The organism is Psychroserpens sp. S379A (assembly GCF_049800755.1).
In the GTDB taxonomy this organism is placed as follows: Bacteria; Bacteroidota; Bacteroidia; order Flavobacteriales; family Flavobacteriaceae; genus Psychroserpens.
In genome coordinates, this window is the sequence record NZ_JBNAFQ010000002.1 from 255,134 (window position 1) to 277,704 (window position 22,571).

26 protein-coding genes are annotated in these 22,571 nt (G+C 32.3%); 10 read left to right on the forward strand and 16 right to left on the reverse strand.

The window, feature by feature from the left end:
• Positions 1-44: 44 nt before the first annotated feature.
• Both ACP15M_RS05910 and ACP15M_RS05915 read left to right on the forward strand, forming a co-directional pair.
• Positions 45-845, forward strand: coding sequence for an NAD(P)H-binding protein (locus ACP15M_RS05910; protein ID WP_425076263.1), 801 nt, complete (start codon positions 45-47; stop codon positions 843-845).
• Positions 846-913: 68 nt separating this feature from the next.
• The gene (locus ACP15M_RS05915; RefSeq protein WP_425076264.1) at positions 914-1,609 is read left to right on the forward strand and encodes a hypothetical protein; all 696 of its coding nucleotides are present in this window, start codon (positions 914-916) and stop codon (positions 1,607-1,609) included.
• A 73-nt stretch (positions 1,610-1,682) separates the two neighbouring features.
• Here the strand turns inward: ACP15M_RS05915 and ACP15M_RS05920 are convergent, their stop codons facing one another.
• The 6 genes from ACP15M_RS05920 to ACP15M_RS05945 all read right to left on the reverse strand — a co-directional run bounded on the left by ACP15M_RS05920 (position 1,683) and on the right by ACP15M_RS05945 (position 6,231).
• Positions 1,683-2,618 (reverse strand): DUF3078 domain-containing protein, encoded by a 936-nt coding sequence (locus tag ACP15M_RS05920; RefSeq protein ID WP_425076265.1) that lies wholly within the window; start codon positions 2,616-2,618, stop codon positions 1,683-1,685.
• Positions 2,619-2,755: 137 nt separating this feature from the next.
• A complete protein-coding gene (locus tag ACP15M_RS05925) occupies positions 2,756-3,265 on the reverse strand; it encodes a DUF2480 family protein (RefSeq protein WP_425076266.1) in 510 nt (169 codons plus the stop codon).
• Positions 3,266-3,278: 13 nt separating this feature from the next.
• Positions 3,279-3,602 carry a DUF59 domain-containing protein gene (locus tag ACP15M_RS05930; RefSeq protein ID WP_425076267.1) on the reverse strand — a complete coding sequence of 108 codons (324 nt, stop codon included), beginning with the start codon at positions 3,600-3,602 and terminating at the stop codon, positions 3,279-3,281.
• A gap of 1 nt (position 3,603) precedes the next feature.
• Complete coding sequence (locus tag ACP15M_RS05935; protein WP_425076268.1) at positions 3,604-4,026, reverse strand: SufE family protein; 423 nt, start codon at positions 4,024-4,026, stop codon at positions 3,604-3,606.
• Between the two features lie 52 nt (positions 4,027-4,078).
• Positions 4,079-4,891, reverse strand: coding sequence for an META domain-containing protein (locus ACP15M_RS05940; RefSeq protein ID WP_425076269.1), 813 nt, complete (start codon positions 4,889-4,891; stop codon positions 4,079-4,081).
• Between the two features lie 125 nt (positions 4,892-5,016).
• Positions 5,017-6,231, reverse strand: coding sequence for an aminotransferase class V-fold PLP-dependent enzyme (locus tag ACP15M_RS05945; RefSeq protein WP_425076270.1), 1,215 nt, complete (start codon positions 6,229-6,231; stop codon positions 5,017-5,019).
• A gap of 93 nt (positions 6,232-6,324) precedes the next feature.
• Here ACP15M_RS05945 and ACP15M_RS05950 point away from each other — a divergent pair, with 93 nt between their 5' ends.
• From ACP15M_RS05950 to ACP15M_RS05960, 3 genes are read left to right on the forward strand one after another with little or no spacing between them, the layout of a single operon-like run.
• A complete protein-coding gene (locus ACP15M_RS05950; RefSeq protein ID WP_425076271.1) occupies positions 6,325-6,678 on the forward strand; it encodes a PadR family transcriptional regulator in 354 nt (117 codons plus the stop codon).
• The gene (locus ACP15M_RS05955) at positions 6,675-7,103 is read left to right on the forward strand and encodes a hypothetical protein (RefSeq protein ID WP_425076272.1); all 429 of its coding nucleotides are present in this window, start codon (positions 6,675-6,677) and stop codon (positions 7,101-7,103) included. The genes ACP15M_RS05950 and ACP15M_RS05955 overlap by 4 nt, the downstream gene beginning before the upstream one ends.
• Positions 7,104-7,113: 10 nt before the next feature.
• Positions 7,114-7,293 carry a hypothetical protein gene (locus ACP15M_RS05960; RefSeq protein ID WP_425076273.1) on the forward strand — a complete coding sequence of 60 codons (180 nt, stop codon included), beginning with the start codon at positions 7,114-7,116 and terminating at the stop codon, positions 7,291-7,293.
• A gap of 172 nt (positions 7,294-7,465) precedes the next feature.
• Here ACP15M_RS05960 and sufD read toward each other — a convergent pair whose 3' ends face one another.
• The 7 genes from sufD to ACP15M_RS05995 all read right to left on the reverse strand — a co-directional run bounded on the left by sufD (position 7,466) and on the right by ACP15M_RS05995 (position 12,624).
• On the reverse strand, positions 7,466-8,779 hold the full coding sequence (sufD, locus tag ACP15M_RS05965; protein ID WP_425076274.1) for a Fe-S cluster assembly protein SufD: 1,314 nt from the start codon (positions 8,777-8,779) through the stop codon (positions 7,466-7,468).
• Between the two features lie 34 nt (positions 8,780-8,813).
• On the reverse strand, positions 8,814-9,563 hold the full coding sequence (gene sufC / locus ACP15M_RS05970) for a Fe-S cluster assembly ATPase SufC (RefSeq protein WP_425076275.1): 750 nt from the start codon (positions 9,561-9,563) through the stop codon (positions 8,814-8,816).
• Between the two features lie 14 nt (positions 9,564-9,577).
• Positions 9,578-9,994, reverse strand: coding sequence for a hypothetical protein (locus tag ACP15M_RS05975; RefSeq protein WP_425076276.1), 417 nt, complete (start codon positions 9,992-9,994; stop codon positions 9,578-9,580).
• Positions 9,995-10,018: 24 nt separating this feature from the next.
• Positions 10,019-11,467 (reverse strand): Fe-S cluster assembly protein SufB, encoded by a 1,449-nt coding sequence (gene sufB / locus ACP15M_RS05980; protein WP_425076277.1) that lies wholly within the window; start codon positions 11,465-11,467, stop codon positions 10,019-10,021.
• Between the two features lie 29 nt (positions 11,468-11,496).
• Entirely contained in the window at positions 11,497-11,868 is a 372-nt protein-coding gene (locus ACP15M_RS05985; RefSeq protein WP_425076278.1) for a four helix bundle protein, read from the reverse strand.
• A gap of 34 nt (positions 11,869-11,902) precedes the next feature.
• Complete coding sequence (locus tag ACP15M_RS05990) at positions 11,903-12,232, reverse strand: HesB/IscA family protein (protein ID WP_425076279.1); 330 nt, start codon at positions 12,230-12,232, stop codon at positions 11,903-11,905.
• A 161-nt stretch (positions 12,233-12,393) separates the two neighbouring features.
• Positions 12,394-12,624, reverse strand: coding sequence for a hypothetical protein (locus tag ACP15M_RS05995; RefSeq protein ID WP_425076280.1), 231 nt, complete (start codon positions 12,622-12,624; stop codon positions 12,394-12,396).
• Positions 12,625-12,771: 147 nt separating this feature from the next.
• Between ACP15M_RS05995 and thiL the strand changes: the two genes are divergently transcribed.
• Complete coding sequence (gene thiL, locus ACP15M_RS06000) at positions 12,772-13,824, forward strand: thiamine-phosphate kinase (protein WP_425076281.1); 1,053 nt, start codon at positions 12,772-12,774, stop codon at positions 13,822-13,824.
• On the opposite strand, the gene ACP15M_RS06005 is transcribed toward thiL, so the two are convergent.
• Entirely contained in the window at positions 13,805-14,083 is a 279-nt protein-coding gene (locus ACP15M_RS06005; protein WP_425076282.1) for a hypothetical protein, read from the reverse strand. The two genes, thiL and ACP15M_RS06005, sit on opposite strands and share 20 nt — an antisense overlap.
• Positions 14,084-14,476: 393 nt before the next feature.
• Complete coding sequence (locus ACP15M_RS06010; RefSeq protein ID WP_425076283.1) at positions 14,477-15,256, reverse strand: alpha/beta fold hydrolase; 780 nt, start codon at positions 15,254-15,256, stop codon at positions 14,477-14,479.
• Between the two features lie 54 nt (positions 15,257-15,310).
• Here ACP15M_RS06010 and brnQ point away from each other — a divergent pair, with 54 nt between their 5' ends.
• A complete protein-coding gene (gene brnQ / locus ACP15M_RS06015; RefSeq protein ID WP_425076284.1) occupies positions 15,311-16,606 on the forward strand; it encodes a branched-chain amino acid transport system II carrier protein in 1,296 nt (431 codons plus the stop codon).
• Between the two features lie 41 nt (positions 16,607-16,647).
• On the opposite strand, the gene ACP15M_RS06020 is transcribed toward brnQ, so the two are convergent.
• Positions 16,648-17,940 (reverse strand): aminopeptidase P family protein, encoded by a 1,293-nt coding sequence (locus tag ACP15M_RS06020; RefSeq protein WP_425076285.1) that lies wholly within the window; start codon positions 17,938-17,940, stop codon positions 16,648-16,650.
• 112 nt (positions 17,941-18,052) lie between these two features.
• Here ACP15M_RS06020 and ACP15M_RS06025 point away from each other — a divergent pair, with 112 nt between their 5' ends.
• From ACP15M_RS06025 to ACP15M_RS06035, 3 genes are all read left to right on the forward strand, one after another.
• Complete coding sequence (locus ACP15M_RS06025) at positions 18,053-20,896, forward strand: WD40/YVTN/BNR-like repeat-containing protein (RefSeq protein ID WP_425076286.1); 2,844 nt, start codon at positions 18,053-18,055, stop codon at positions 20,894-20,896.
• A 38-nt stretch (positions 20,897-20,934) separates the two neighbouring features.
• A complete protein-coding gene (locus ACP15M_RS06030) occupies positions 20,935-21,810 on the forward strand; it encodes a hypothetical protein (RefSeq protein WP_425076287.1) in 876 nt (291 codons plus the stop codon).
• Positions 21,811-21,903: 93 nt separating this feature from the next.
• A complete protein-coding gene (locus ACP15M_RS06035; RefSeq protein WP_425076288.1) occupies positions 21,904-22,566 on the forward strand; it encodes a succinate dehydrogenase cytochrome b subunit in 663 nt (220 codons plus the stop codon).
• Positions 22,567-22,571: the final 5 nt, after the last annotated feature.

A 22,571-nucleotide genomic window follows, 5' to 3' on the forward strand; every position in this document is an offset into this window, starting at 1 on the left:
AAACTAATAATTTGTACATTTCCAGTTATAAAAAACACATGACATTGAAGCAAAACATTTGTGTAATTGGTTGTGGCTGGTTGGGTTTTCCTTTGGCAAAATCCTTGGTTAATAAAGGCTACATAGTTAAAGGAACAACAACTTCGTTAGAAAAGGTTTCTAAATTAAAATCTAATAATATTGACGGTTTTTTAGTTCAACTCTCTTCGGAAGGCATTACAGGAAGTATTGAAAAATGCCTTTCAGATTGCGATACAGTAATCCTTAATATTCCTCCTGGATTACGTAAAAATCCTGAAGTTAATTATGTCAAACAAATGCAGAATTTCATTCCTTTTTTAGAAGCTTCAACAGTTAAAAACATTGTGTTTGTGAGTTCAACTTCAGTATATGATGACGATGAGTCTTTTCCTGTAATAACTGAAACTTTTCCTACATCTAACAAAAGTAATCAGCTTCTTACTGTTGAAACAATGTTTCAGACAAATTCAAATTTTAATACAACCATACTTCGGTTTTCGGGTTTATTTGATGAAGACAGACATCCTGCAAGCTTCTTATCAGGAAAACAAAACATTAAAAACCCTAAAGCTCCTGTTAACCTAATTCATCGTAAAGATTCCATTGCTATTATTGAAAGTGTTTTAGAGCAAAACATTTGGAATGAAACTTTTAATATAGCAACGACACCTCATCCAACAAAACAAAGCTATTATACTTCAATATGTAAAACTAAAAACTTGGCTTTACCATGCTTTGATGATACTCAAATTAGTCAAGGTAAAATTATTGATTCTTCAAAACTGATACATGTTTTAAATTATGAGTTTCAAATTAAACTGTAACAATTAGCATCTTTTTATGATTCTATTTTGTTTATTTTTTTAGTTTTGACACACTAAATAGTTACATTATGAAAAACATTCTATGTCTGTTAGTTTTATTAGCTTCAATGAGCTTGACAGCACAAACAAAATCTGAGCTTTTAAAACATTTTGAAGGCTATTATAACCAAATGAAATCTCAAGGTGATGTTCAAGGTGTTATTAATGCTATGACGCATCTTAATGTCTTAGCACCAAATCAACAACGACTTGATACCTTAGCTTATATCTATGCTTCTGAAGGCAGAAATTTAGAAGCTTTAAATACCATTGGTATTGACAATAATGCAACAGATTCTAATATTAATACAGAGGTTAAGGCATTAGCACTAAAAGCTTTAAACCAACCAAAACGTGCTCTTGTATTTTATGAAGTATTATTTCAAAAAGAACCTAATGCGTATTTAGCTTATGAAATTGCAGATTTAAAGACTCAAATTCAAGATATTGCTGGAGCTAAAGCTAGTGTAGATTATGGATTAGCAAATGTAAAAGCAGACATGAAAAAGGCGTTTTACGAATCGCAACAGCCTTATGAAGTGTCTTTAAAAGGTGCATTAACATATTTAAAAGCTTTAATTGTTTTTAATATGAACCAAAACGACAATATAGATCAAGCTATAGCTTTATTAGATGAAGCCATAACAATGGATGCTAATTTCAATTTAGCAAAAATTAGTAAAGATGCTTTGGTTACTAGAAAAAATGAGCCTAAGAAAAATTAATCCCATAAATAAACCAAACAAAAAAGCCTTTTGTAATCTTACAAAAGGCTTTTTTAGTAAATGGTTATTTTCTTTAGAACTTATAGCTCAAACCAATTGTCCAATAGGTTTGTAAATCGTTATCTACGTTATCAAAATCTGGAGCATCTCCCATACCATCAAAAGTTGCTAATGCATAGTTAAGCGCTTCCTGTTTGTTACTTCTTAAACCAAAATCAAAACCTACACCAATCATTTTCCAAAGTGTATAACCGAAAGAGTTCGTCCAAGTCCAGTTAGATAAGTCTCCACTTTCATAACTCTGAAACGCAGATAAGTTAGATTTAAAGTTTACTGCTCCAATTTGTCTTGTGTAATCTGCTACGATTTTTGCACCTAAAGACGATTCAAAAACAGTGTCGTTATCTGCAAAAACAAAGTTATAGTTTAATGGATGAACCTCTACGATTAAGTTTTCAATAGGTAACCAAGTAAAACCAACACCAACATCTAAATAGCCAGGATCGTTAAAGTTATCTAACAAGGTCGTTCTATATTCCATTAATGCTGAAACAGCTAGTTTTTTGCTTAAATTTCTACCATATAATGAAGAAATATTGAATACATCTGTAGTTGGATTAAAATCATCGTCATCTAAATCGGTATCTTTGTCATCTAATTTTACCCAATTTAAATTAGCCGTTAAGGCATTTCTCCAGAAAAATTTCTCTTGAATTAAATTCGCATAACCATTAAATGTAATCCCAATATTTCCCGATGAGTTGTTTGGAGCTCCTTGAGCATACCAGTTGTTAAAGTTTGATAAACTACCACCAATTGTACCAAAGGCACCTACTCTCCATCCTGGTAAAGCATCAATTTGAGCTTGTAAAGCATTAGCTTCAGCTTGAGCTGCATCAGCTTCAGCTTGCTTTTCAGCCTTTTGAGCTTGTAATTCTTCTTTGGTTTGAGAAAAACCAAATACCATTGAAAGCATTAATACAGTTGTTAAAAGTAATCTTTTAGTCATTTTTTAAGTTTTAAAATTGATTATTGATTGCAAATATAATTTATTAGTTATTTGAACACCAACAAATTATGTGAAAAGCATATTTCTATACGACCATTAGACACATCTTTTTTTTATGAGTCACAAAGTCATTAGGATTATTTTTTCTTTTTAAAAAGCGGAACAGAAGAACAAGCTTCACCATACATAATAGATTTTGCAATTGGTTGTAAAACTTCTGAAAGCAATACATAAGCATTATCTGGTACAGGCTTATTAGAACAGCCTTTAATAATAATAGGTTTGTCTTGATATAAGTTAAGATCTAAATTCTTAATGATATCTTGATATATTGATGTTTCTAAGGCATCTAAATCTCCTATGATAGTTTTTTTAGAATACGATGCTAATTCTATAGAAATTAATAGATAAGCCCAAGCAGGAATAATAGCATCTGTTGAGCAGTTTAAAGCAAGATATTGGTCTTGATATTGTGACCAATCATGTACTTTTACATATTGTCTAAATTCTTTTTCACGAAGTACAAGACCTTCATGAAGCCAATCTTTAATATCAAATTGTACACGCTTTCCTTGAGGATAATAATCTTCTAAATCGATTACCTCAAGTTTGCTTTGAGCAACTCTATTTATAATCTCATCTGCCATGATACTAATAGCATTAAAGCATTCCTAATTCAAGTTTAGCTTCTTCACTCATTAAATCTTGACTCCAAGGTGGATCAAAAGTAATTTCAACCTCAGCAGATTTGACATCGTTTAAAGATTTTACTTTTTCTTCAACCTCTAAAGGTAAGGTCTCTGCCACAGGACAGTTTGGTGTGGTTAAAGTCATTAATATTTTAACCTCATAATCTTCATTTACAAAAACATCATAAATTAATCCTAATTCATAGATGTCTACTGGAATTTCAGGATCGTAAATGGTTTTTAAAACCCTTACAATTTTTTCACCTAAAAGGTTAGTATCTATTGTTGTGTCCATACTAATTTAGCTGTGTTTGATATGCTATTGCATACATTTTTAATTGTTTTATCATACTTACCAAGCCATTGGCTCTAGTTGGCGATAAATGTTCTTTTAATCCTATTTCATCAATAAAATTGGTATCTGCTTCAATAATGTCTTTAGGATGCTGATTAGAAAACACTCGAATTAAAATAGCAATAATTCCTTTGGTGATAATAGCATCGCTATCTGCTGTAAACACCACTTTATCTTCATTCATATCTGCATGAACCCAAACTTTACTTTGGCAACCTTTTATGATATGGTCTTCGGTTTTATAGCGCTCATCAATGAGTGGTAATGTTTTACCAAGATCTATCATATATTGGTAACGTTCTTCCCAATCATCAAACATTGCGAACTCTTCAAGGATGTCATTTTTTATCTCTGTAATCGTCATTTTTATTCTTAATTAAACATTCAAGAAATTACATTGCAAAAATACAATATCTCTATTGTTTAGCCATTGTTTCTTTAATGGATAATATTTTTTCTACTAATAAAGCAATTGGCTTAGGTGGTTTACCATGATCAAACCCTTTTGTTTTGTATATGTTCTCACCTTCAGTTATTTCAAGTGTTGCAAAAGCAGCTGCATCATGCTGAAATGTTTTTGATGGTGGCTCTAAAGATGGTAATGATTCTACATCTAAATTATTATAAAGTGATAAAATCTCTAAGTATTGTTTTTCAGACATTTGGAATTTATAGGTATCTGCTAAGTTTCTGTCATTAGTATACTTGAATGTCTTATCATAAATCCAAATCATTTCAAAAAAACCTCTAGTTGAAGCTCTATAAGTTATCTTAATTTGCTCTTGGCTTGATGATCTTTTTTCCTTTTTTAATATGGCATTTAACAGCACTTCACTATCGTTGTGTAAGGCTAATCCAGTATCAGTAATTTGAAATTTATTTACTGAATTTAACGCATTAATAAATTGTTGTTCTATTTGATTTGCAGAATCCTTACACATCATTTTTGTCATGCCAATTTGAGACAATGAAATGGTATTCCCTTTTGTTTTATATGACCCAAAAAAACGGTTGCAGCCAGAAAAGCCAGAGATACTTTGTTTGGTTTCATTAAAAGAAATACTTAAAGGGATTTCAAGGTCATCCTCACCAAGAACCTTAATTTCATAATTGCCAGAAAGGGATTTGTTTGTAGTCATATCATTACTATTTGTAGCATTTGAGACATTTTGTGCACTTCCGCAAGACTTTAATAGAATGACGCTAATAAAAATAATTAAATGTTTCATCTGTTTTGGTTTTAATTGTTCTTTAAAGTCTGATGTAATTCGCAATTAAAATCTATGATGGTTTCATAAACTAAGCTTGCTCATTTTATACTTTAATTATAATATTACAAAAAGGAAGCCAAACTTTATGACAACATCATTTTTGCTTTTTTTACAGCAGATACAAAGACATCAATTTCGTCTTTAGTATTGTAAAATGCAAAGGATGCTCTAACTGTTCCAGGAATCTTGTAGAAATCCATTATAGGTTGCGCACAATGGTGTCCTGTACGAACTGCAATTCCCATTTTATCTAAAATTGTACCAATATCGTATGGATGTATGCTTTCAATATTGAATGAAATAACAGACGCTTTGTGAGAAGAAGATCCGTAAATTTTTAATCCATCAATCGCATTTAGTTGTGCTGTAGCATAATCAAGTAATTCTTGTTCGTATGATGCAATAGCTTGAAAACCTATAGCATTCATATAATCTAAGGCAGCTCCAAAAGCAATACCTCCACAAATATTTGGTGTTCCTGCTTCAAACTTGTGTGGTAAATCGGCATAAGTTGTTTTTTCAAAAGTTACCTCAGCAATCATTTCTCCTCCTCCTTGATAAGGTGGTAATTTATTAAGCCATGCTTCTTTTCCGTAGAGCATTCCAACACCAGTTGGACCACACATTTTATGAGCCGAAGCCACATAAAAATCTACATCTAAAGCTTGAACATCTGGTACTATATGCGGACAAGATTGTGCGCCATCTACAAGAACAGCAGCTCCAACTTGATGCGCCTTTTCGATAATTGTTTTAATTGGATTTATAGTGCCTAAGGCATTTGAAATATGATTGACAAACACTAATTGTGTTTGCTCTGAAAGTAAGGCGTCGTAATCACTCAAGATTAATTCGCCTTGTTCGTTCATAGGAATCACTTTTAAAATGGCTCCAGTACGCTCGCATAACATTTGCCAAGGCACAATATTGCTGTGATGTTCTAAAGCAGACACAATAACCTCATCTCCTTTTTTTAAGAGCGAAGAAAAACCATTAGCTACGAGATTAATACTATGTGTTGTTCCAGAGGTCATAATAATTTCATGAGAATGCTTTGCATTAAAATGTTTTTGGATTTTAATGCGTGCTTGCTCGTATAAATCTGTAGCTTCTTGACTTAAGGTATGAACTCCTCTATGAATATTGGCGTTGTATTTTGAATAATACTCTACAATGACATCAATAACCTGTTGTGGTGTTTGCGACGTTGCAGCATTATCAAAATATACTAAAGGTTTTCCGTTTACATTTCGATTGAGAATTGGAAAATCTTCTCTGATTTTATCAAGGTTTAACATAAGTGCAAAGTTACAAGATGTTTGGTTAAAAAGATATTCAGAAAAAGAAACTTATAAATATTTTAATACTTTATACAAATACATTTAAATAAAATGTATATTTGTAAAATGTATAGCAAAGAACTCACAAAAGGAACCTTACAACCAATCATTTTAAAACTGATTGACAGTAGAGAAAAAATGTATGGTTATGAAATTACTCAAGAAGTAAAAAAAATAACTTCGGGAAAAATTGATATCTCTGAAGGAGCTTTATATCCAATATTGCACAAACTAGAAGCTAAAGGTGTTTTAAGCACAGAAAAGGTTTTTATTGGTAAACGTATAAGAAAATATTATAAAGTAACTAAAGAAGGACATCAAATGGTTTTGGACGTTACTAAAGAAATAAATGATTTCATTGATACTTTAGATCTTATTTTTAATTCTAAAATCCAAAACACATGATATTATCTGATCAACAAATTGAATATATTGAAAAAAACTTAGAGCTGTATGGTGTTAAATCTAAGGATTTAAAAGACGATTTATTAGATCACATATGCACCTATATTGAATCAAATGAATCAAATGATTTCGATTTCTTATATCAAGAAGCACTTCAAAAATTTGGAGGTTATGCTAGTTTTCAAAATTTACAAAGAGAAACACATTTACAAAAATTTGCAAATGAAATAATTGCTTTGAACAAACTAAAATTCATATTAGGTGGAATGACTACATTACTGTTAGTCGTTAGCTTAATTTTTAAGATGATGCATTGGCCTTATGCAAATGTCATCATGATTTTCGCAATAGTTTTGTTTACAATCATCATATTACCAATTCATTTCTACACGAAACACAAAAAATCAATTCACAAATTTTCTTAATCAAATACTTATGAAAAAATCATTTTACATTTTAGGCTTTATAAGTTTCTTTACTTTGGGTATTGGAGCTATGTTTGAGTTTTTATCTTGGCCATATAGAGGAGTTATTGTTTTTATTGGTTTCCTCTTTTTAAATTTTGGACTAATCCCTGCATATTTTTATCAAAAGTATCAGCAAGTTAACAACTAGTGACTAAGTATAATAATTATAAAAAAACCTCAAACTATTTAAGTTTGAGGTTTTTGTTTTTAGCCTTGATAGAAGCGGCATCCTTTTCTTTTTTGTTGAGACGTTTCGACTAAGCTCAACGAGACAAAAAAGAAAAGATATAGCGAATAGCAAGAAACAGCTCCTAAATATTTTATAAATCGAAACCAAGATTCACTCCTAGCTTATTCGCAATAATCTTGGTAATACGTTGTTTGATTTCAGGAATTTTAACCGAATCTAACACATTGTTACTAAAGGCAAACATGAGCAAGGCTTTGGCTTCCTTTTCTGGAATTCCTCTTGAGCGCATATAAAACATTGCGCTTTCGTCTAACTGACCAATGGTACAACCATGAGAACATTTAACATCGTCTGCAAAAATCTCAAGTTGAGGTTTGGTGTTTATAGAAGCTTTATCACTTAACAAAATGTTATTATTAGCTTGAAAAGCATTGGTTTTTTGAGCTTCTTTGTTGACATACACTTTTCCGTTAAAAACACCTGTGGCTTTATCTCCAAAAATGCCTTTATAATCTTGGTGACTTTCGCAATTAGGTTCGATATGATGTACTAAGGTATTATGATCTACATGTTGTTTGTCTCCAATAATAGTAACGCCTTTTAAGGTCGAATCGATACGTTCTCCTTCTTGATAAAAATTAAGGTTGTTACGTGTTAATTTTCCTCCAAAAGAAAAGGTATGAACAGAGGCATGACTTTCGCGTTTTTGTTTGACAAATGTGTGGTCAATAAGCGACGCATTTTGATTGTCATTTTGAATCTTGTAATAATCGACAATAGCACGTTTGTTGGTAAAAACTTCTGTAACACTATTGGTTAATACAGGATGATCTGTTAAGCTTTGATGACGCTCAATAATTTGCACATGAGAATTCTCGTCTACAACAATTAAATTACGAGGTTGCAACATTAAAGCCGATTCGTTTCCGGTTGAAAAGTGTAAAATTTGAATGGGTTTTTCTACCACTTTATTTTTAGGAATATGAATGTAAGCGCCTTCTTGAGCAAATGCTGTATTTAAAGATGATAAACTGTCTTTTGTTGCTGCCTTATTAAAATAATTCTCTATAAGAATTCTGTATTTTGGTTTAGATAAGGCTGAAGACATTAAACACACATCGATTCCATCATGCGTGGTTTGTGATAAGTGCGACGAATACTTTCCGTCAATAAACACAATTTTGTAACTATCAATTTCGTGAATAAAGTACTTTTTTATATCTCGAAATTCAATGGTGTTTTCTGTTTTAGGAAACACACTATAATCATGTTTTAATACACTATTAAGTGAGGTATATTTCCAAGCTTCGTCGCGTTTAGATGGAAAACCTAAATATTCAAAGTTTTTTATAGCTTCACTACGAACATCATGAACAGGAGTATCAATATCTACCTGATTTTCAAATGCCATAAATGACGATACTAATTTTTCTTTTAAATCCATTTTTTTAAGTTGAAATGTTTAACTCAAGAATTGGTTAAACCAATTCTTGCTTAATCCAATCGTAACCTTTTTCTTCTAACTCGTGCGCTAATTCTTTAGTTCCTGATTTTACAATTTTTCCGTTATGTAATACATGAACAAAATCTGGAACGATATAATCTAACAAACGTTGGTAATGTGTAATGACAATAACTGCATTGTCTTTGTTTTTTAATTTATTAACACCATTAGCAACAATTCTTAACGCATCGATATCTAAGCCAGAATCGGTTTCATCAAGAATAGCTAGTTTAGGTTCTAGCATCGCCATTTGAAAAATTTCATTTCGTTTCTTTTCTCCACCAGAAAATCCTTCGTTAAGAGAACGCGATAAGAACTTACGATCTATTTCGAGCATTTCAGATTTTTCACGAATGAGTTTTAGCATTTCATTTGCTGGCATATCGTCTAAACCTTTAGCTTTTCTAGTTTCATTTATTGCCGTTTTCATGAAATTTGTAACTGAAACTCCTGGAATTTCTACAGGATATTGAAACGATAAGAAAACACCTTTATGTGCACGCTCTTCGGCTGCTAGTTCGTCAATATTTTCTCCTTCTAAAAGGATTTCACCTTGTTCAACTTCGTAGTCTTCCTTTCCTGCAATGACTGACGCTAAAGTACTTTTACCAGAACCATTTGGTCCCATAATGGCATGAACTTCTCCTGGTTTAACTTCTAAGTTAATGCCTTTTAAAATGGCTTTGTCTTCAACACTTGCGTGTAAGTTATTTATTTTTAGCATACTATTTATTTCTATTATTCAATTGCGTCACCATTTAATTTGATGACTTCATTTTCTTTAGATTCGTATTTTTTTACGTTATCAATTTCTATAATATCAATTCTAAAAGGCCAACCTTCTTCACCTTCAGGCTTAGGAATTACTTTCCCTCTTACCTGCACAGTCACGTAGTCTGTTGGATCTTTTTTATAAGCTTTAGCCATGTCATTAAGTTCGTGCATTTTTTCATTAATAATAACACCATAAATGTCGTTTCGAGTTTGCAGTACAGCTGCATCAGCATAATAGATAAATTGTCCGACCAAAGTTCTTAACTCACTGTTTTGCTCTATTGTCTTTCCATTTTCAGACATTTTAGCTTCTGTTTTGGCATCATTTTTACAAGCTGTAAAAACACTAACGATTAAAAAGAGAGTAAGTAATTTTTTCATTTTATAACTGTATTTTTTTAATGATTATCCAACTGAACCTTCTAAACTTATTTCTAACAATTTTTGAGCTTCAACAGCAAATTCCATTGGTAATTTGTTTAAGACTTCCTTACTAAAGCCATTTACAATTAAGGCAATTGCCTTTTCTGTATCAATGCCTCTTTGGTTACAGTAGAAAATCTGGTCTTCACCAATTTTACTAGTTGTAGCTTCGTGTTCAATTTGAGCTGTTTTGTTATTGGTTTCTATATACGGAAAGGTATGCGCTCCACATTCGTTACCCATTAACAAACTATCACATTGAGAAAAGTTTCGAGCATCTTTAGCTCTTGAACTGATTTGAACTAAACCTCGATAAGAGTTTTGAGATTTCCCAGCCGAAATTCCTTTAGAAATAATCGTTGATTTGGTGTTATTTCCTAAATGAATCATTTTAGTTCCAGTATCAGCTTGTTGGTAATTATTAGTAACTGCAATCGAATAAAATTCTCCAACCGAATTATCGCCTTTTAATATACAACTTGGATATTTCCAAGTAACAGCAGAACCTGTTTCAACTTGAGTCCACGAAATTTTTGCATTCGTTTCACACAGTCCACGTTTGGTTACAAAATTGTAAACACCACCTTTTCCTTCGGCATTTCCTGGATACCAATTTTGAACTGTAGAGTATTTTATTTCAGCATCATCTAAAGCAATCAACTCAACAACAGCAGCATGCAATTGGTTTTCATCTCGACTAGGTGCTGTACAACCTTCGAGATAACTTACATAACTACCTTCGTCTGCTATAACAAGCGTTCTTTCAAATTGTCCTGTGCCTGCTTGATTAATTCTAAAGTAAGTGGATAATTCCATAGGGCATTTAACACCTTTAGGAATGTAACAGAAGCTTCCGTCGCTAAAAACTGCAGAATTTAAAGCTGCATAAAAATTGTCTTTTTGAGGCACCACAGTCCCTATATATTTTTTAACCAATTCTGGATGTTCTTGAATGGCTTCGGAAATACTCATAAAGATAATTCCTTTTTCGGCTAAGGTTTTCTTAAATGTTGTTGCTACCGAAACCGAATCGACCACAACATCCATAGCAACACCTGCGAGTTTCTTTTGTTCATCAAGTGAAATTCCTAATTTGTCAAAAGTTGCCAAAAGCTCTGGATCTACTTCGTCTAAGCTATCGTATTTAGGCTTGCTATTTGGAGCCGAATAATACGATATAGCTTGAAAATCTGGTTTTTTGTAATGTACATTTGCCCATTCTGGTTCTGTCATTTCTTTCCAAACTTTAAAAGCTTCCAGTCGCCATTGGGTCATCCATTCTGGTTCTTCCTTTTTTTTAGAAATCGCTCTTACAATGTCTTCATTTAAACCATTAGGAAAGGTTTCAGATTCGATATCTGTGTAAAAACCATATTCGTATTCTTTGGTTTTTAACTCTTCTCTTAAATCGTCTTCGGTATATTTGCTCATAAAAGTTTTAATGTTGTAACGTTAAAAAGTTATAAAGTTGAGGTTAAATACTTAATTAAACCGCTTAGTAACCTTGAAACTTCATTTGCATTCGATATTAAATTTTTAAAATCGTTTTCATTAATATATTCTAAATCATAAGCTAAAATAATTTGAGATCTAAGCTCTCCTGATGAAGCCTTAGCAATATATAAAAAACGAATAAACTCTTTTGTTGTCTCTCTTTCAAAACCTTCAGCAATATTAGATGAAATTGAAATACTAGACCTTCTTATTTGATCTCTTAACCCAAAATCTTTAGAAAAAGAAATACTATCATTTGTTATCTTGCAAATAGCTTTATTTAATGCTCTCGCTTTTTGCCAAGAAAGAATTTCTTCAAACGAATTAAACTTAGCCATTAACTTTTATACTTTTTAACTTTCTACTTTAAAACTATAAAGAAAATGACTCTCCACAACCACAAGTTCTATTAGCATTAGGATTGTTGAATACAAATCCTGCTCCATTAAGTCCTCCAGAATATTCCAAAGTGGTCCCAACAAGGTATAAGAAGCTCTTTTTGTCAACAATGATTTTCACACCATTATCTTCAAAAATTTTGTCTTCTTCCCTTTGTTCTTTATCAAATTTGAGATCGTATGACAAGCCTGAACAGCCACCACTTTTCACACCAACTCTGATGAAATCTGTAGCACTATTAAAACCATCATCGTTCATGAGTTCGACGACTTTCTTTTTGGCAGAATCTGATACTTTTATCATTTCTTATATAGATTATTTCTAAATAGATTGCAAATATAAGGTATAAGTAGTCTTTAACCATATTTCCTAACATTATATTAGCAAATAATTGCATAGAATGATACTATATAATCGTGAACGATTTATTTTAAGTAAGTAATATGAATTGAATTACACTTTAATTAAACTGAAAGTTGACGTTTGTAAAATCGATTTTTAAGAAGATATAATTGTTGTAATGTAGACATGATTTCTGTATTTTCAAAAGGCAGTGCATCAAAGCTAGTTGAGGCATCCATAGAGACTTTTGCTTTACAGGTTTTACATATCATTTCGTGAGAATCTTTAGACACACGCTCTAAATTGTGACCAAAAATAGAGCACGACAAATGGTTTGTAGTTGTAGTTTTCATAAGTAGGTTAATATTAGGGATTACCAACTTAGGAAATTAGATTCAAAATTAAGATTAAATGCGTGTTTTTTCGATGAAATGCATTAAAACAATTGAAATTACTTTAAAATTATATACTCTTCAAAAAAACATACTTACTTTTGCAACATGATTGAAGATAAAAATCCGCAACGCACGTCATTAGATAATTTAGGTGAATTTGGACTTATAGACCATCTCACTAAAAATTTTGATATCAAACATAAATCTACTATTACTGGCATTGGAGATGATGCAGCTGTTTTAGATTTTAATGACAAACAAATTGTTGTAACAACCGATTTACTCATTGAAAATGTACATTTTGATTTGAGTTATGTTCCGCTAAAACATTTGGGTTACAAAGCTGTAATAGTAAATCTATCTGATGTGTACGCTATGAATGCAATTGCAACTCAGGTAACTGTTTCTATTGCTGTATCCAATCGCTTTCCTTTAGAAGCCCTTGAAGATTTATACGCTGGAATAGAAACTGCTGCTAAAATCTATAATATAGATGTGGTAGGTGGAGATACGACGTCTTCAACTACTGGGTTGATTATTTCTGTAACTGCAATTGGAGAAACTAATAAAGAAGATGTTGTACTTCGATCTGGAGCAAAACCTAATGACTTGGTTGTTGTTTCTGGAGATATTGGAGCCTCATATATGGGATTACAAGTTTTAGAACGTGAAAAAGAAGTGTTTAAAGTGAACCCTCAAAGCCAACCAGATTTGAGTATGTACACTTATATTATTGAGCGTCAATTAAAACCTGAAGCAAGAAAAGATATCGTTGAGTTACTTAAGAATCTTGATGTTAAACCTACATCAATGATAGATATTAGTGATGGTTTATCTTCTGAAATTATACATTTATGTAAGCAAAGTGAGGTTGGAGTAGAGTTGTATGAAAATAAAATTCCGTTAGACCCTCAAGTAATTTCTACATGTGAAGAGTTTAATATAGACAGTACAACAATCGCTTTAAATGGTGGTGAAGATTATGAACTATTGATGACCATTTCGCAAGAAGATTTTCCAAAAATAAAAGGAAATCCAAATCTTACAGTTATTGGATACATTACAGAAAAAAATAGAGGAATGCATTTAATAACAAGAGGAGAACAAGCAATACCAATTATTGCTAAAGGCTGGAATGCTATGAAAAATGAGGTGTGAAATTTATAAGCGCTTCACTATGTCCTGAAAGACATGGTTGGCTTTGCTTCAAACCTTTTCTAGACATTCTACTAGAATGAATACGCTGTAAAACCGAATTTATTTCTTTGTATTTAGGAGTAAGAGGTGTTAAATTACCTTTCCCATTTGTAGTCATTTGTACATTGCAATGTACACACTTATATTCTTTAACATGATAAGTAACATTTTTGGAAACCTCATATTGGTGTCCAAAAAATGAGCAGTAGATACTTTTCATAATACGGTTAAATTTAGTTATTACTTTAGATGGATTAATCTAATATATTGAAAACTAAATGTTAACCACTAATAAATCGACGAAGTGAGTCTTTTGTTCTTTAAACGCATCATTCTGTGCGTGTAAATCTTCTCTAAGATGGTGTTTATCTCCTGGTACTTAGGCGTTAACTCAGTAAGTTTACCATTACTATTTGTGGTTAATTGATGCTTGCAACATTTACATGTGTATACTTTTACATGTTTAGTTACTTTTTTAGTAAGAACATAATTGTGCCCAAAAAGATTACAATACAGTCTTAACGGACTAGAAGAATTTGTAGTATTTTTCATGGTTGTCGTATTTGGGGACTACTAACATATAAAAAAAACAAGATTGAAACGATAAAATGTATTATTTTTCGATTAATTGTAATATTTTGTAAGTAAATTCTTCTTTGTTTTCAATATGACTCATATGACCATCTGGAAATTCTATAATTTCGACTGTTGTGCCTTTTGTTTGTTTTATAGTTGTATTGTATTCTAAGACAGGATCTTTGCGACCAATAATCATCATTTTGTAAAAAGCTGTATTTTTTAAAATATGTACTCTATTGGATCTTATTTTCATGCCTTCTAAAGCAGCAACAATTCCTTGAAGAGGTGTTTTAAGTGCTTCATTTCGGATGGCTTCTATTTCGGATTCAAACTTTTCTCTATTATCTGGAGCAAATAAATTAGAAATAGACAGTCTTATAAATGTTTTATGGTTTTGCTTAACCGCTTCAATAGCTCTATCTCTATTTTGTTTCCGCTCAATAGTATCATCAATTGCCGAAGAATTCATCAAACATAAACTATTAATTAAGCTTGGTTTATGTTCTGCTAAAGCTAAAGCAACATATCCTCCCATAGAATGACCAATAATCTTACATGATTTAATATTTAATTCCTCAAGAACAGCATAAACAGCTTCAGCCATAGTTTCCATAGTATGAACATAACCTAAGCATCCAGTTTGTCCGTGACCTAACAAATCAATACAAATAACACGACAAGACTGTGCTATTAAATGTGGTTTTAAATTTTTCCACATAGAGGAATTCTCTAAAAAACCATGTAGCAAGACAATGGCTTGACCTTGACCTTCATCGGTATAAAAAACTGGTATCCTTTTGTAATCTAAAATCATTTTATCCTATCTTCGACAAAGATACTATTAAGAGCTGTTTTTAAAACGTTTGAAATGCATAAAACAAAAAATTTATTAGTCGTTAGTTTTGCTTTATTCTCCTTATTTTTTGGTGCTGGAAACTTATTACTACCTCCATTATTAGGTTATAATTCTGGCGATAATTGGTTTTGGGTAGCCTTTGGATTTATGATTACCGCAGTGATTATTCCAATTATTGGCATTTTAGCACATGCAAAGCTTCAAGGAACACTTTATGATTTTGGAAAAAAAGTATCGCCAATATTTAGTGTAACATATTGCATTCTTATTTACATCATTGCTATAGCAATACCTTCTCCTAGAACTGCTGCGGCTACACACGAAATTGCCATTCATCCTTATTTTGAAACATCACCTTTATTAACTAGCGCTATATATTTTGCTTTGGTCCTGGTATTTGTATTAAATCGTTCAAAAATTATAAGTCTTATTGGAAAATATCTCACACCAATTATTGTTATAATACTATTAGCAGTAATCGGAATTGGTTTATTGTCTTCGGAAATGTCTACGCAAGTTGTTACTTTAGAAACACCTGCTTTAGCTTTAGGAATTTTAGAAGGTTATCAAACTTTTGATGCAATTGGAGCTGTAGTTGTTGGTGCTGTTATCATTGTTTCAATCAATTTACGAATTGATGCAAGCTTTGAAGAAAAACGAGAATTGATAAAAAAATCAGGATGGATTGCTGGACTTGGATTATTTGTTATTTATGCAGGATTGATTTCGGTTGGAGCATATTTTGGTTCTGAAATTAATATCAATAATGAATTAAGTAATGACATGCAACGTGCTAATTTATTACGAGGTATTAGCATTGCTTCACTTGGAACTTTTGGAAACACCATTTTAAGTATTCTAATATCACTGGCTTGTTTTACCACTGCAGTTGGTATTATTGCTGGAACTGCTGATTACTTTAAAGGATTGCTTAATAATTCGCAAACAGTTTATATTGTCACAGCAATTATGGCTTCAGTTCTAGGTATTATTGTTGGGCAACTCGATTTTAATTCTATTGTTGTAATTGCTATTCCAGTATTATTATGTGTATATCCAATAACCATTGTGCTAATTCTATTAAATATATTACCAGATCATTTTGCTACACCAAAAGTATTCAAAGCAGTTGTGTTAGTCACTTTTATATTTAGCTTACCAGATGTTATTGGTTTTGTTAGTCCATCGCAAACTATTATCGACATTATTGCCATAATCCCTTTGGCTAAGTATAGTTTTGGTTGGGTTTTACCTGCTTTGGCGACATGTTTAGGAATTGGATTATTTCAGAAAAAAAGCAAAGCCTAAAACTAATGTTTTAGGCTTAAAATCATTTATGATTATTCTTTTTAGTTATTCATCAATTCCTCTATCTCCTCAGCTTCAATTGGAATGTTACGCATCAAATTAAATGGCTCTCCAGACTCTTGAATTACAACATCATCTTCTAAACGAATACCAAATCCTTCATCTGGAATATAGATTCCTGGCTCCACAGTAAAGACCATATTGGCTTGCATTGGTTCTGTTAAAATTCCGTAGTCATGTGTATCTAAACCAATATTATGACTTGTACCATGCATAAAGTATTTTTTGTAGGCTGGCCAATCTTTATTTTCATTTTGAACATCGGCTTTATCCAATAAACCTAAACCTAGCAACTCTGACGTCATAAGTTTTCCAACTTCAACATGATAATCTGCCCAAATAGTTCCAGGAACTAATAGTTTTGTAGCTTCATTTTTAACGCGATTTACAGCATCATAAACTGCTCGTTGTCTGTCTGTAAATCGTCCTGACACAGGAATAGTTCTAGACATATCACTAGCATAGTTGGCATATTCGGCTCCAACATCCATAAGAATTAAATCTCCTGTTTTACACTGTTGATTATTTTCAATATAGTGCAACACATTAGCATTATTTCCAGAAGCAATAATTGGTGTGTAAGCAAATCCTTTAGAACGATTATTCAAGAATTCATGCATGTATTCTGCTTCGATATTGTATTCCCAAACGTCTGGTTTTACAAACTCAAGTACACGACGAAAGCCTTTTTCGGTAATATTACAAGCCCTTTGCATAAGGTCTAATTCTAGCTGGTCTTTTACTGAACGAAGACGTTGCAAAATTGGATTACTTTTAGCTACAGCGTGTGCTGGATATTTATCTTTTAACCACTTGGTATAACGATCTTCACGAGTTTCAGTTTCTACGTTAGCTCTGTAATGTTCATTAGTATTAATATAAACCGTATCACATTGTGTCATTAGTTCGAACATGATTTTTTCCATGTCTTGAAGCCAATACACCGTTTTAATTCCACTGGTTTTAAAAGCTGCTTCCTTAGTTAACTTTTCGCCTTCCCAAACTGCTATATGCTCATTGGTTTCAGTTAGAAATAAAATTTCACGATGCTTTTCGTTAGGACAATCTGGGAAAATTACTAATATGCTCTCTTCCTGATCAACACCACTCAAATAAAAAATATCACGATGTTGCTGAAACGGAATTGTACTATCTGCACTAATTGGATAAATATCATTAGAATTAAAAACTGCCAAACTATTTGGCTTCATTTGCGCTGCGAAATTATTTCGGTTTTTTATAAAAAGTGAACGGTCTATTAAATCGTATTTCATTATAACATTTTTTTAGAAGCCTAAAGGTACTGTGTTTCTGTTAAACTTTAAAGTAGAATTTTGGTGCTATTTACATTCTCACTAATTTTAGCTCACTTTAATTCAAACTAACATGACACATTCTAAATTTTTTCCTCTTATTTTATTTTTCTTCTTTTTTATAAGTGTAGCTCAACAACCTTCAACTTCTGCCGAAACTATAATGCAAGCTTTAAAGCAAAAAGCAGAACTAGAACAAAACTCCTTAGTTAAAAATATAGCTTTCGATAATATTGGTCCAACGGTCATGAGTGGTCGTGTGGTAGATTTAGATGTAAACCCTGAAAACCCAACCGAGTTTTATGTAGGCTATGCTTCAGGAGGTGTTTGGCACACCATTAATAACGGAACCACATTTACACCAATTTTAGATGCATCTAACACTCAAAATGTTGGTGATATTGCAGTCGATTGGAAAAATAAAACCATTTGGGTTGGTACAGGAGAAAATAACAGCTCTCGTTCAAGTTATGCAGGAATTGGAATTTTAAAATCTTCGGATAACGGAAAAACTTGGCAAAATATGGGATTAAACGATTCGCATCATGTTGGTCGCATTTTAATTAATCCAAATAATCCTGACGAAGTGGTTGTAGGCGTTACTGGTCATTTGTATTCTTCAAATCAAGAACGTGGTATTTATAAAACTACTGATGGCGGACAAACGTGGTCTCAAAAATTATTTGTTGATGATAAAAGCGGAATTATTGATGTGCAAGTGAATCCGAATAACTTTAATCTCATGTTTGCATCATCTTGGACTAAAGATAGAAAAGCATGGAATTTTGATGGAAGCGGAAACAATTCAGCGATATATAAAAGTACAGATGCAGGAAACACATGGACAAAAGTTTCAACCGAAAAAAGTGGTTTTCCAACAGGAAATGGTGTAGGAAGAATTGGTCTTGCAATATATAATGACAATATCGTTTACGCAGTACATGATAGTCAATTCCGAAGACCTTCAGATTCAAAAAAGAAATCTTCTGATGCACTTACCAAAGACGATTTTAAAACCATGTCTAATGAGGCCTTTTTAAAATTAGACGATAAAAAATTAAATGCGTATTTAAAAACAAATGGCTTTCAAGAAAAGTATCGTGCCGAAAATGTCAAACAAATGGTACGAAGCGGCAATGTAAAACCTATTGATTTGGCTAAGTATCTTGAAGATGCAAACTCAATGTTATTTGACACTCCTGTTATAGGAACTGAAGTTTATAAAAGTACTGATGGTGGAATGACTTGGGAAAAAACACATGACGACTACTTAGATGATATTTATTATAGCTATGGTTACTACTTTGGACATATTTACGTGTCTCCAGCTAACCAAGACCATATTTATATTTATGGTGTTCCAATTGTTAAATCTAAAGATGGCGGAAAAACGTTTACGTCTATAAGTGCCGAAAATGTACATGCCGATCATCATGCACTTTGGATTAATCCTAAAAATCCAAATCATCTCATCAATGGAAATGATGGTGGTGTTAATATAACTTACGACGATGGTGAAAACTGGATAAAAAACAATTCGCCATCTGTTGGTCAATTTTATGCTATAAATGTTGATAACGAACAACCGTATAATGTTTATGGAGGTTTACAGGATAATGGTGTTTGGGTTGGCGCTCATAATGCAAGAGAAGACAAAAGCTGGTATCAACATGGTCAATATCCTTGGAAAGGAATTATGGGAGGCGATGGTATGCAAATTCAAATTGATAATAGAAATTCTAATATTGTCTATACTGGTTACCAATTTGGAAACTACTACAGACTCAATCTCGACACCGAAGAACAAACATACATTCAACCAAAACATGAATTAGGAGAAAATCCGTATCGATTCAATTGGCAAACTCCTATTTTATTGTCACCACATAATCAAGACATTTTATACTTAGGCGGAAACAAACTCATGCGCTCCATGAATCAAGGTAATGATTGGATTGCCATTAGTAACGATTTAACCAAAGGTGGTAAAAAAGGAAATGTAGCCTACGGAACATTAACTGCTATTAGTGAATCGCCTTTCCAATTCGGACTAATTTATACTGGAAGTGATGACGGATTAATTCATGTGAGCAAAAATGTTGGAGGAAGTTGGACAAACATTACTTCAACGTTACCAAAAGATTTATGGGTAAGCCGAATTATTGCCTCAAAACATAAAAAAGAACGTGTGTATGTAACTCTGAATGGTTATCGCTGGGACGACTTTAAAGTTTATGTGTATATGAGTGACGATTATGGGCAAACTTGGAAAGACATTGGTGGTAATATTCCTGCGTCTCCAGTAAATGTCATTAGAGAAGATTCTGAAAATGAATCTATTTTATATTTAGGAACCGATAATGGTGCTTATGTATCGTTTAATCTAGGAGGTTCTTGGGAAGCTTTTAGCAACGGAATTCCTAATGTAGCAGTTCATGATATTGTTGTGCAACCTAAAGCCAAAGATCTTTTATTGGGAACACACGGAAGAAGTATTTACAAAGCAGATATTTCAAAACTCCAGCAGATGAATCCTAGTATGTTATCTAATGCTATAACACTTTTTAATGTTGAAGATATAAGACATTCATCACGTTGGGGAAGTTCTTGGGGAAAATGGTACGATGCTTATGAGCCTGAAATTGAAATCTCTTTTTTTAGTAATGTTTCTAGTGATAAAGTAATTAAAATTCTTTCTGAAGAAGGGACGCTTCTTAATCAAATAAACGTTTCATGTGACAAAGGATTTAATCAAGCAAATTACGATATCACACTTTCAGAAAAAACAAAAAAAGCATTAATGAAAGAGAACAAAACACTTAACATTACTAAAGCACAAAACGACAAGTATTACCTTCCAAAAGGCAACTATACCATTCAAATTGATGCAGAAAAAACTAATCTAGTTATAAAATAATTTATGCTTTTTGAAGTTATATTAGAAACTCAAAACCAATGAAATACTTTCAAATTTTATTTATAATCGGATTACTTTTCTCATTTTCTTGTAGTGAAGATAATGACGATAATCTACAACAGAATTCTACAGAAGCAAATTTAATTATCAAATTTAAGTTTGATCCTAATCAACAGCGTCTTGGTAACTTAGGGCAACCTGTTAGTGTTGCACCTGGAAATGCGGCACAATCTCCAGGCATTAATCGCATGAGCGCTAATTATATCGAATTTGCTCCAACAGCAACAACAGCTTTAGGAACAGGTGAAGTTGTATATTTAGGCAACGAAACTACTACAGGCGGCACTCAAGCTATTGATTTTCAAAATGCTATTTTTGCTGGAAATGACGAAACCTTTTTAACAATTCCATTAAGTGATGTTTCCGAAGGAAACTACGAATGGGTTAGAGTGTCTTTAGCATACCAAGAAGGCGATATTGATTTTCTACTAAACGGAGTAGATTACACAGGAACTCTAGCTAGTTTTGTTGGATATAATACTTACATCACCTCTTTTGATTTAAATGGAAGTGCCTTTGATGTAAATGCAAATCAATTACAAGGATTTTGGGCTTTTGAAGCCTTAGGATTTACATCACAAGGTCAAGCGCCTGAAGGTGCTACAACAGTTCCAAATCCGTTGTTTGCTTCTTCTCCAATTCCATCGGGATCCTGTGTCGTTACAGGAGAGTTTGAAAACGGATTAACCATCACTGGCAATGAAACAGAAGATGTTGTGGTAACACTTTCATTTTCTATTAATGATAGTTTCGAATGGACAGAGGTTAATATTGATGGAAAATACGAGCCTTCTGCTGGAGAGCAAGTAATCGATATGGGACTTCGAGGCTTAGTTCCAATGGTGTCTAATTAAATCCATTCTAAATAACCAAAATTGGAGCTAAAATTTGTGGTACAACACAATGAACCTTATCTTTGTTAAGACAAATAATTAACTACAATTATAATGGGTGGATTTTTTAAATCTTCGATAGGAAGAAAGATTGCCATGGCGCTTTCGGCTTTCTTCCTCATGTTTTTCTTACTTCAACATTTTTTAATAAACTTTTTATCTGTTATTAGTCCAGATATGTTTAATGAAGTATCTTATTTTATGGGTAATAATCCATTAGTGCAATATGGCTTGCAACCTGTACTACTATTTGGAATCATTTACCATTTTGTAATGGGTTTTATTTTAGAAATTCAAAACAAAAAAGCTCAAGGAGTGTCTTATGCCAAAAATAATGGTGCTGCAAACTCAACTTGGGTAAGTAGAAATATGGTTTATACTGGAGCTTTTATTTTATTGTTTATGATTTTTCACTTCAATGATTTTTGGGTACCAGAAATCGTTGAAAAGTATGTAGAAGGTAAAAGTCAGGTAGGTAAAGATTTTCACCATCATGTGGTAGAAATGTTTGTAAGTCCCTTACGTGTTGGTACTTATGCACTCGCATTTGTGTTTCTAGCATTGCATTTATGGCACGGATTTACATCTGCATTCCAATCTATGGGAGGAACAGCAGGTCGTAAAAAAACATTGCAAACTATTGGAAAAATATACGCAGTAGGTATTCCTCTTGGGTTTGTATTTATTGCATTATTCCATCATTTCAATCACCATTAATATTT

Bases quoted from the DNA above. Each gene is read 5' to 3' on its own strand.
- ACP15M_RS05955 (WP_425076272.1), top strand. From the start codon at position 6,675: ATGATATTATCTGATCAACAAATTGAATATATTGAAAAAAACTTAGAG.
- ACP15M_RS05925 (WP_425076266.1), bottom strand. From the start codon at position 3,265: ATGGCAGATGAGATTATAAATAGAGTTGCTCAAAGCAAACTTGAGGTA.
- ACP15M_RS05950 (WP_425076271.1), top strand. From the start codon at position 6,325: ATGTATATTTGTAAAATGTATAGCAAAGAACTCACAAAAGGAACCTTA.
- ACP15M_RS05945 (WP_425076270.1), bottom strand. From the start codon at position 6,231: ATGTTAAACCTTGATAAAATCAGAGAAGATTTTCCAATTCTCAATCGA.
- ACP15M_RS05935 (WP_425076268.1), bottom strand. From the start codon at position 4,026: ATGACGATTACAGAGATAAAAAATGACATCCTTGAAGAGTTCGCAATG.
- sufD (WP_425076274.1), bottom strand. From the start codon at position 8,779: ATGGATTTAAAAGAAAAATTAGTATCGTCATTTATGGCATTTGAAAAT.
- sufC (WP_425076275.1), bottom strand. From the start codon at position 9,563: ATGCTAAAAATAAATAACTTACACGCAAGTGTTGAAGACAAAGCCATT.
- ACP15M_RS06010 (WP_425076283.1), bottom strand. From the start codon at position 15,256: ATGATTTTAGATTACAAAAGGATACCAGTTTTTTATACCGATGAAGGT.
- ACP15M_RS05920 (WP_425076265.1), bottom strand. From the start codon at position 2,618: ATGACTAAAAGATTACTTTTAACAACTGTATTAATGCTTTCAATGGTA.
- ACP15M_RS05930 (WP_425076267.1), bottom strand. From the start codon at position 3,602: ATGGACACAACAATAGATACTAACCTTTTAGGTGAAAAAATTGTAAGG.
- ACP15M_RS05985 (WP_425076278.1), bottom strand. From the start codon at position 11,868: ATGGCTAAGTTTAATTCGTTTGAAGAAATTCTTTCTTGGCAAAAAGCG.
- ACP15M_RS05960 (WP_425076273.1), top strand. From the start codon at position 7,114: ATGAAAAAATCATTTTACATTTTAGGCTTTATAAGTTTCTTTACTTTG.
- ACP15M_RS05975 (WP_425076276.1), bottom strand. From the start codon at position 9,994: ATGAAAAAATTACTTACTCTCTTTTTAATCGTTAGTGTTTTTACAGCT.
- ACP15M_RS05915 (WP_425076264.1), top strand. From the start codon at position 914: ATGAAAAACATTCTATGTCTGTTAGTTTTATTAGCTTCAATGAGCTTG.
- ACP15M_RS06025 (WP_425076286.1), top strand. From the start codon at position 18,053: ATGACACATTCTAAATTTTTTCCTCTTATTTTATTTTTCTTCTTTTTT.
- ACP15M_RS05995 (WP_425076280.1), bottom strand. From the start codon at position 12,624: ATGAAAACTACAACTACAAACCATTTGTCGTGCTCTATTTTTGGTCAC.
- ACP15M_RS06005 (WP_425076282.1), bottom strand. From the start codon at position 14,083: ATGAAAAGTATCTACTGCTCATTTTTTGGACACCAATATGAGGTTTCC.
- brnQ (WP_425076284.1), top strand. From the start codon at position 15,311: ATGCATAAAACAAAAAATTTATTAGTCGTTAGTTTTGCTTTATTCTCC.
- sufB (WP_425076277.1), bottom strand. From the start codon at position 11,467: ATGAGCAAATATACCGAAGACGATTTAAGAGAAGAGTTAAAAACCAAA.
- ACP15M_RS06020 (WP_425076285.1), bottom strand. From the start codon at position 17,940: ATGAAATACGATTTAATAGACCGTTCACTTTTTATAAAAAACCGAAAT.
- ACP15M_RS06030 (WP_425076287.1), top strand. From the start codon at position 20,935: ATGAAATACTTTCAAATTTTATTTATAATCGGATTACTTTTCTCATTT.
- ACP15M_RS06035 (WP_425076288.1), top strand. From the start codon at position 21,904: ATGGGTGGATTTTTTAAATCTTCGATAGGAAGAAAGATTGCCATGGCG.
- ACP15M_RS05940 (WP_425076269.1), bottom strand. From the start codon at position 4,891: ATGAAACATTTAATTATTTTTATTAGCGTCATTCTATTAAAGTCTTGC.
- thiL (WP_425076281.1), top strand. From the start codon at position 12,772: ATGATTGAAGATAAAAATCCGCAACGCACGTCATTAGATAATTTAGGT.
- ACP15M_RS05990 (WP_425076279.1), bottom strand. From the start codon at position 12,232: ATGATAAAAGTATCAGATTCTGCCAAAAAGAAAGTCGTCGAACTCATG.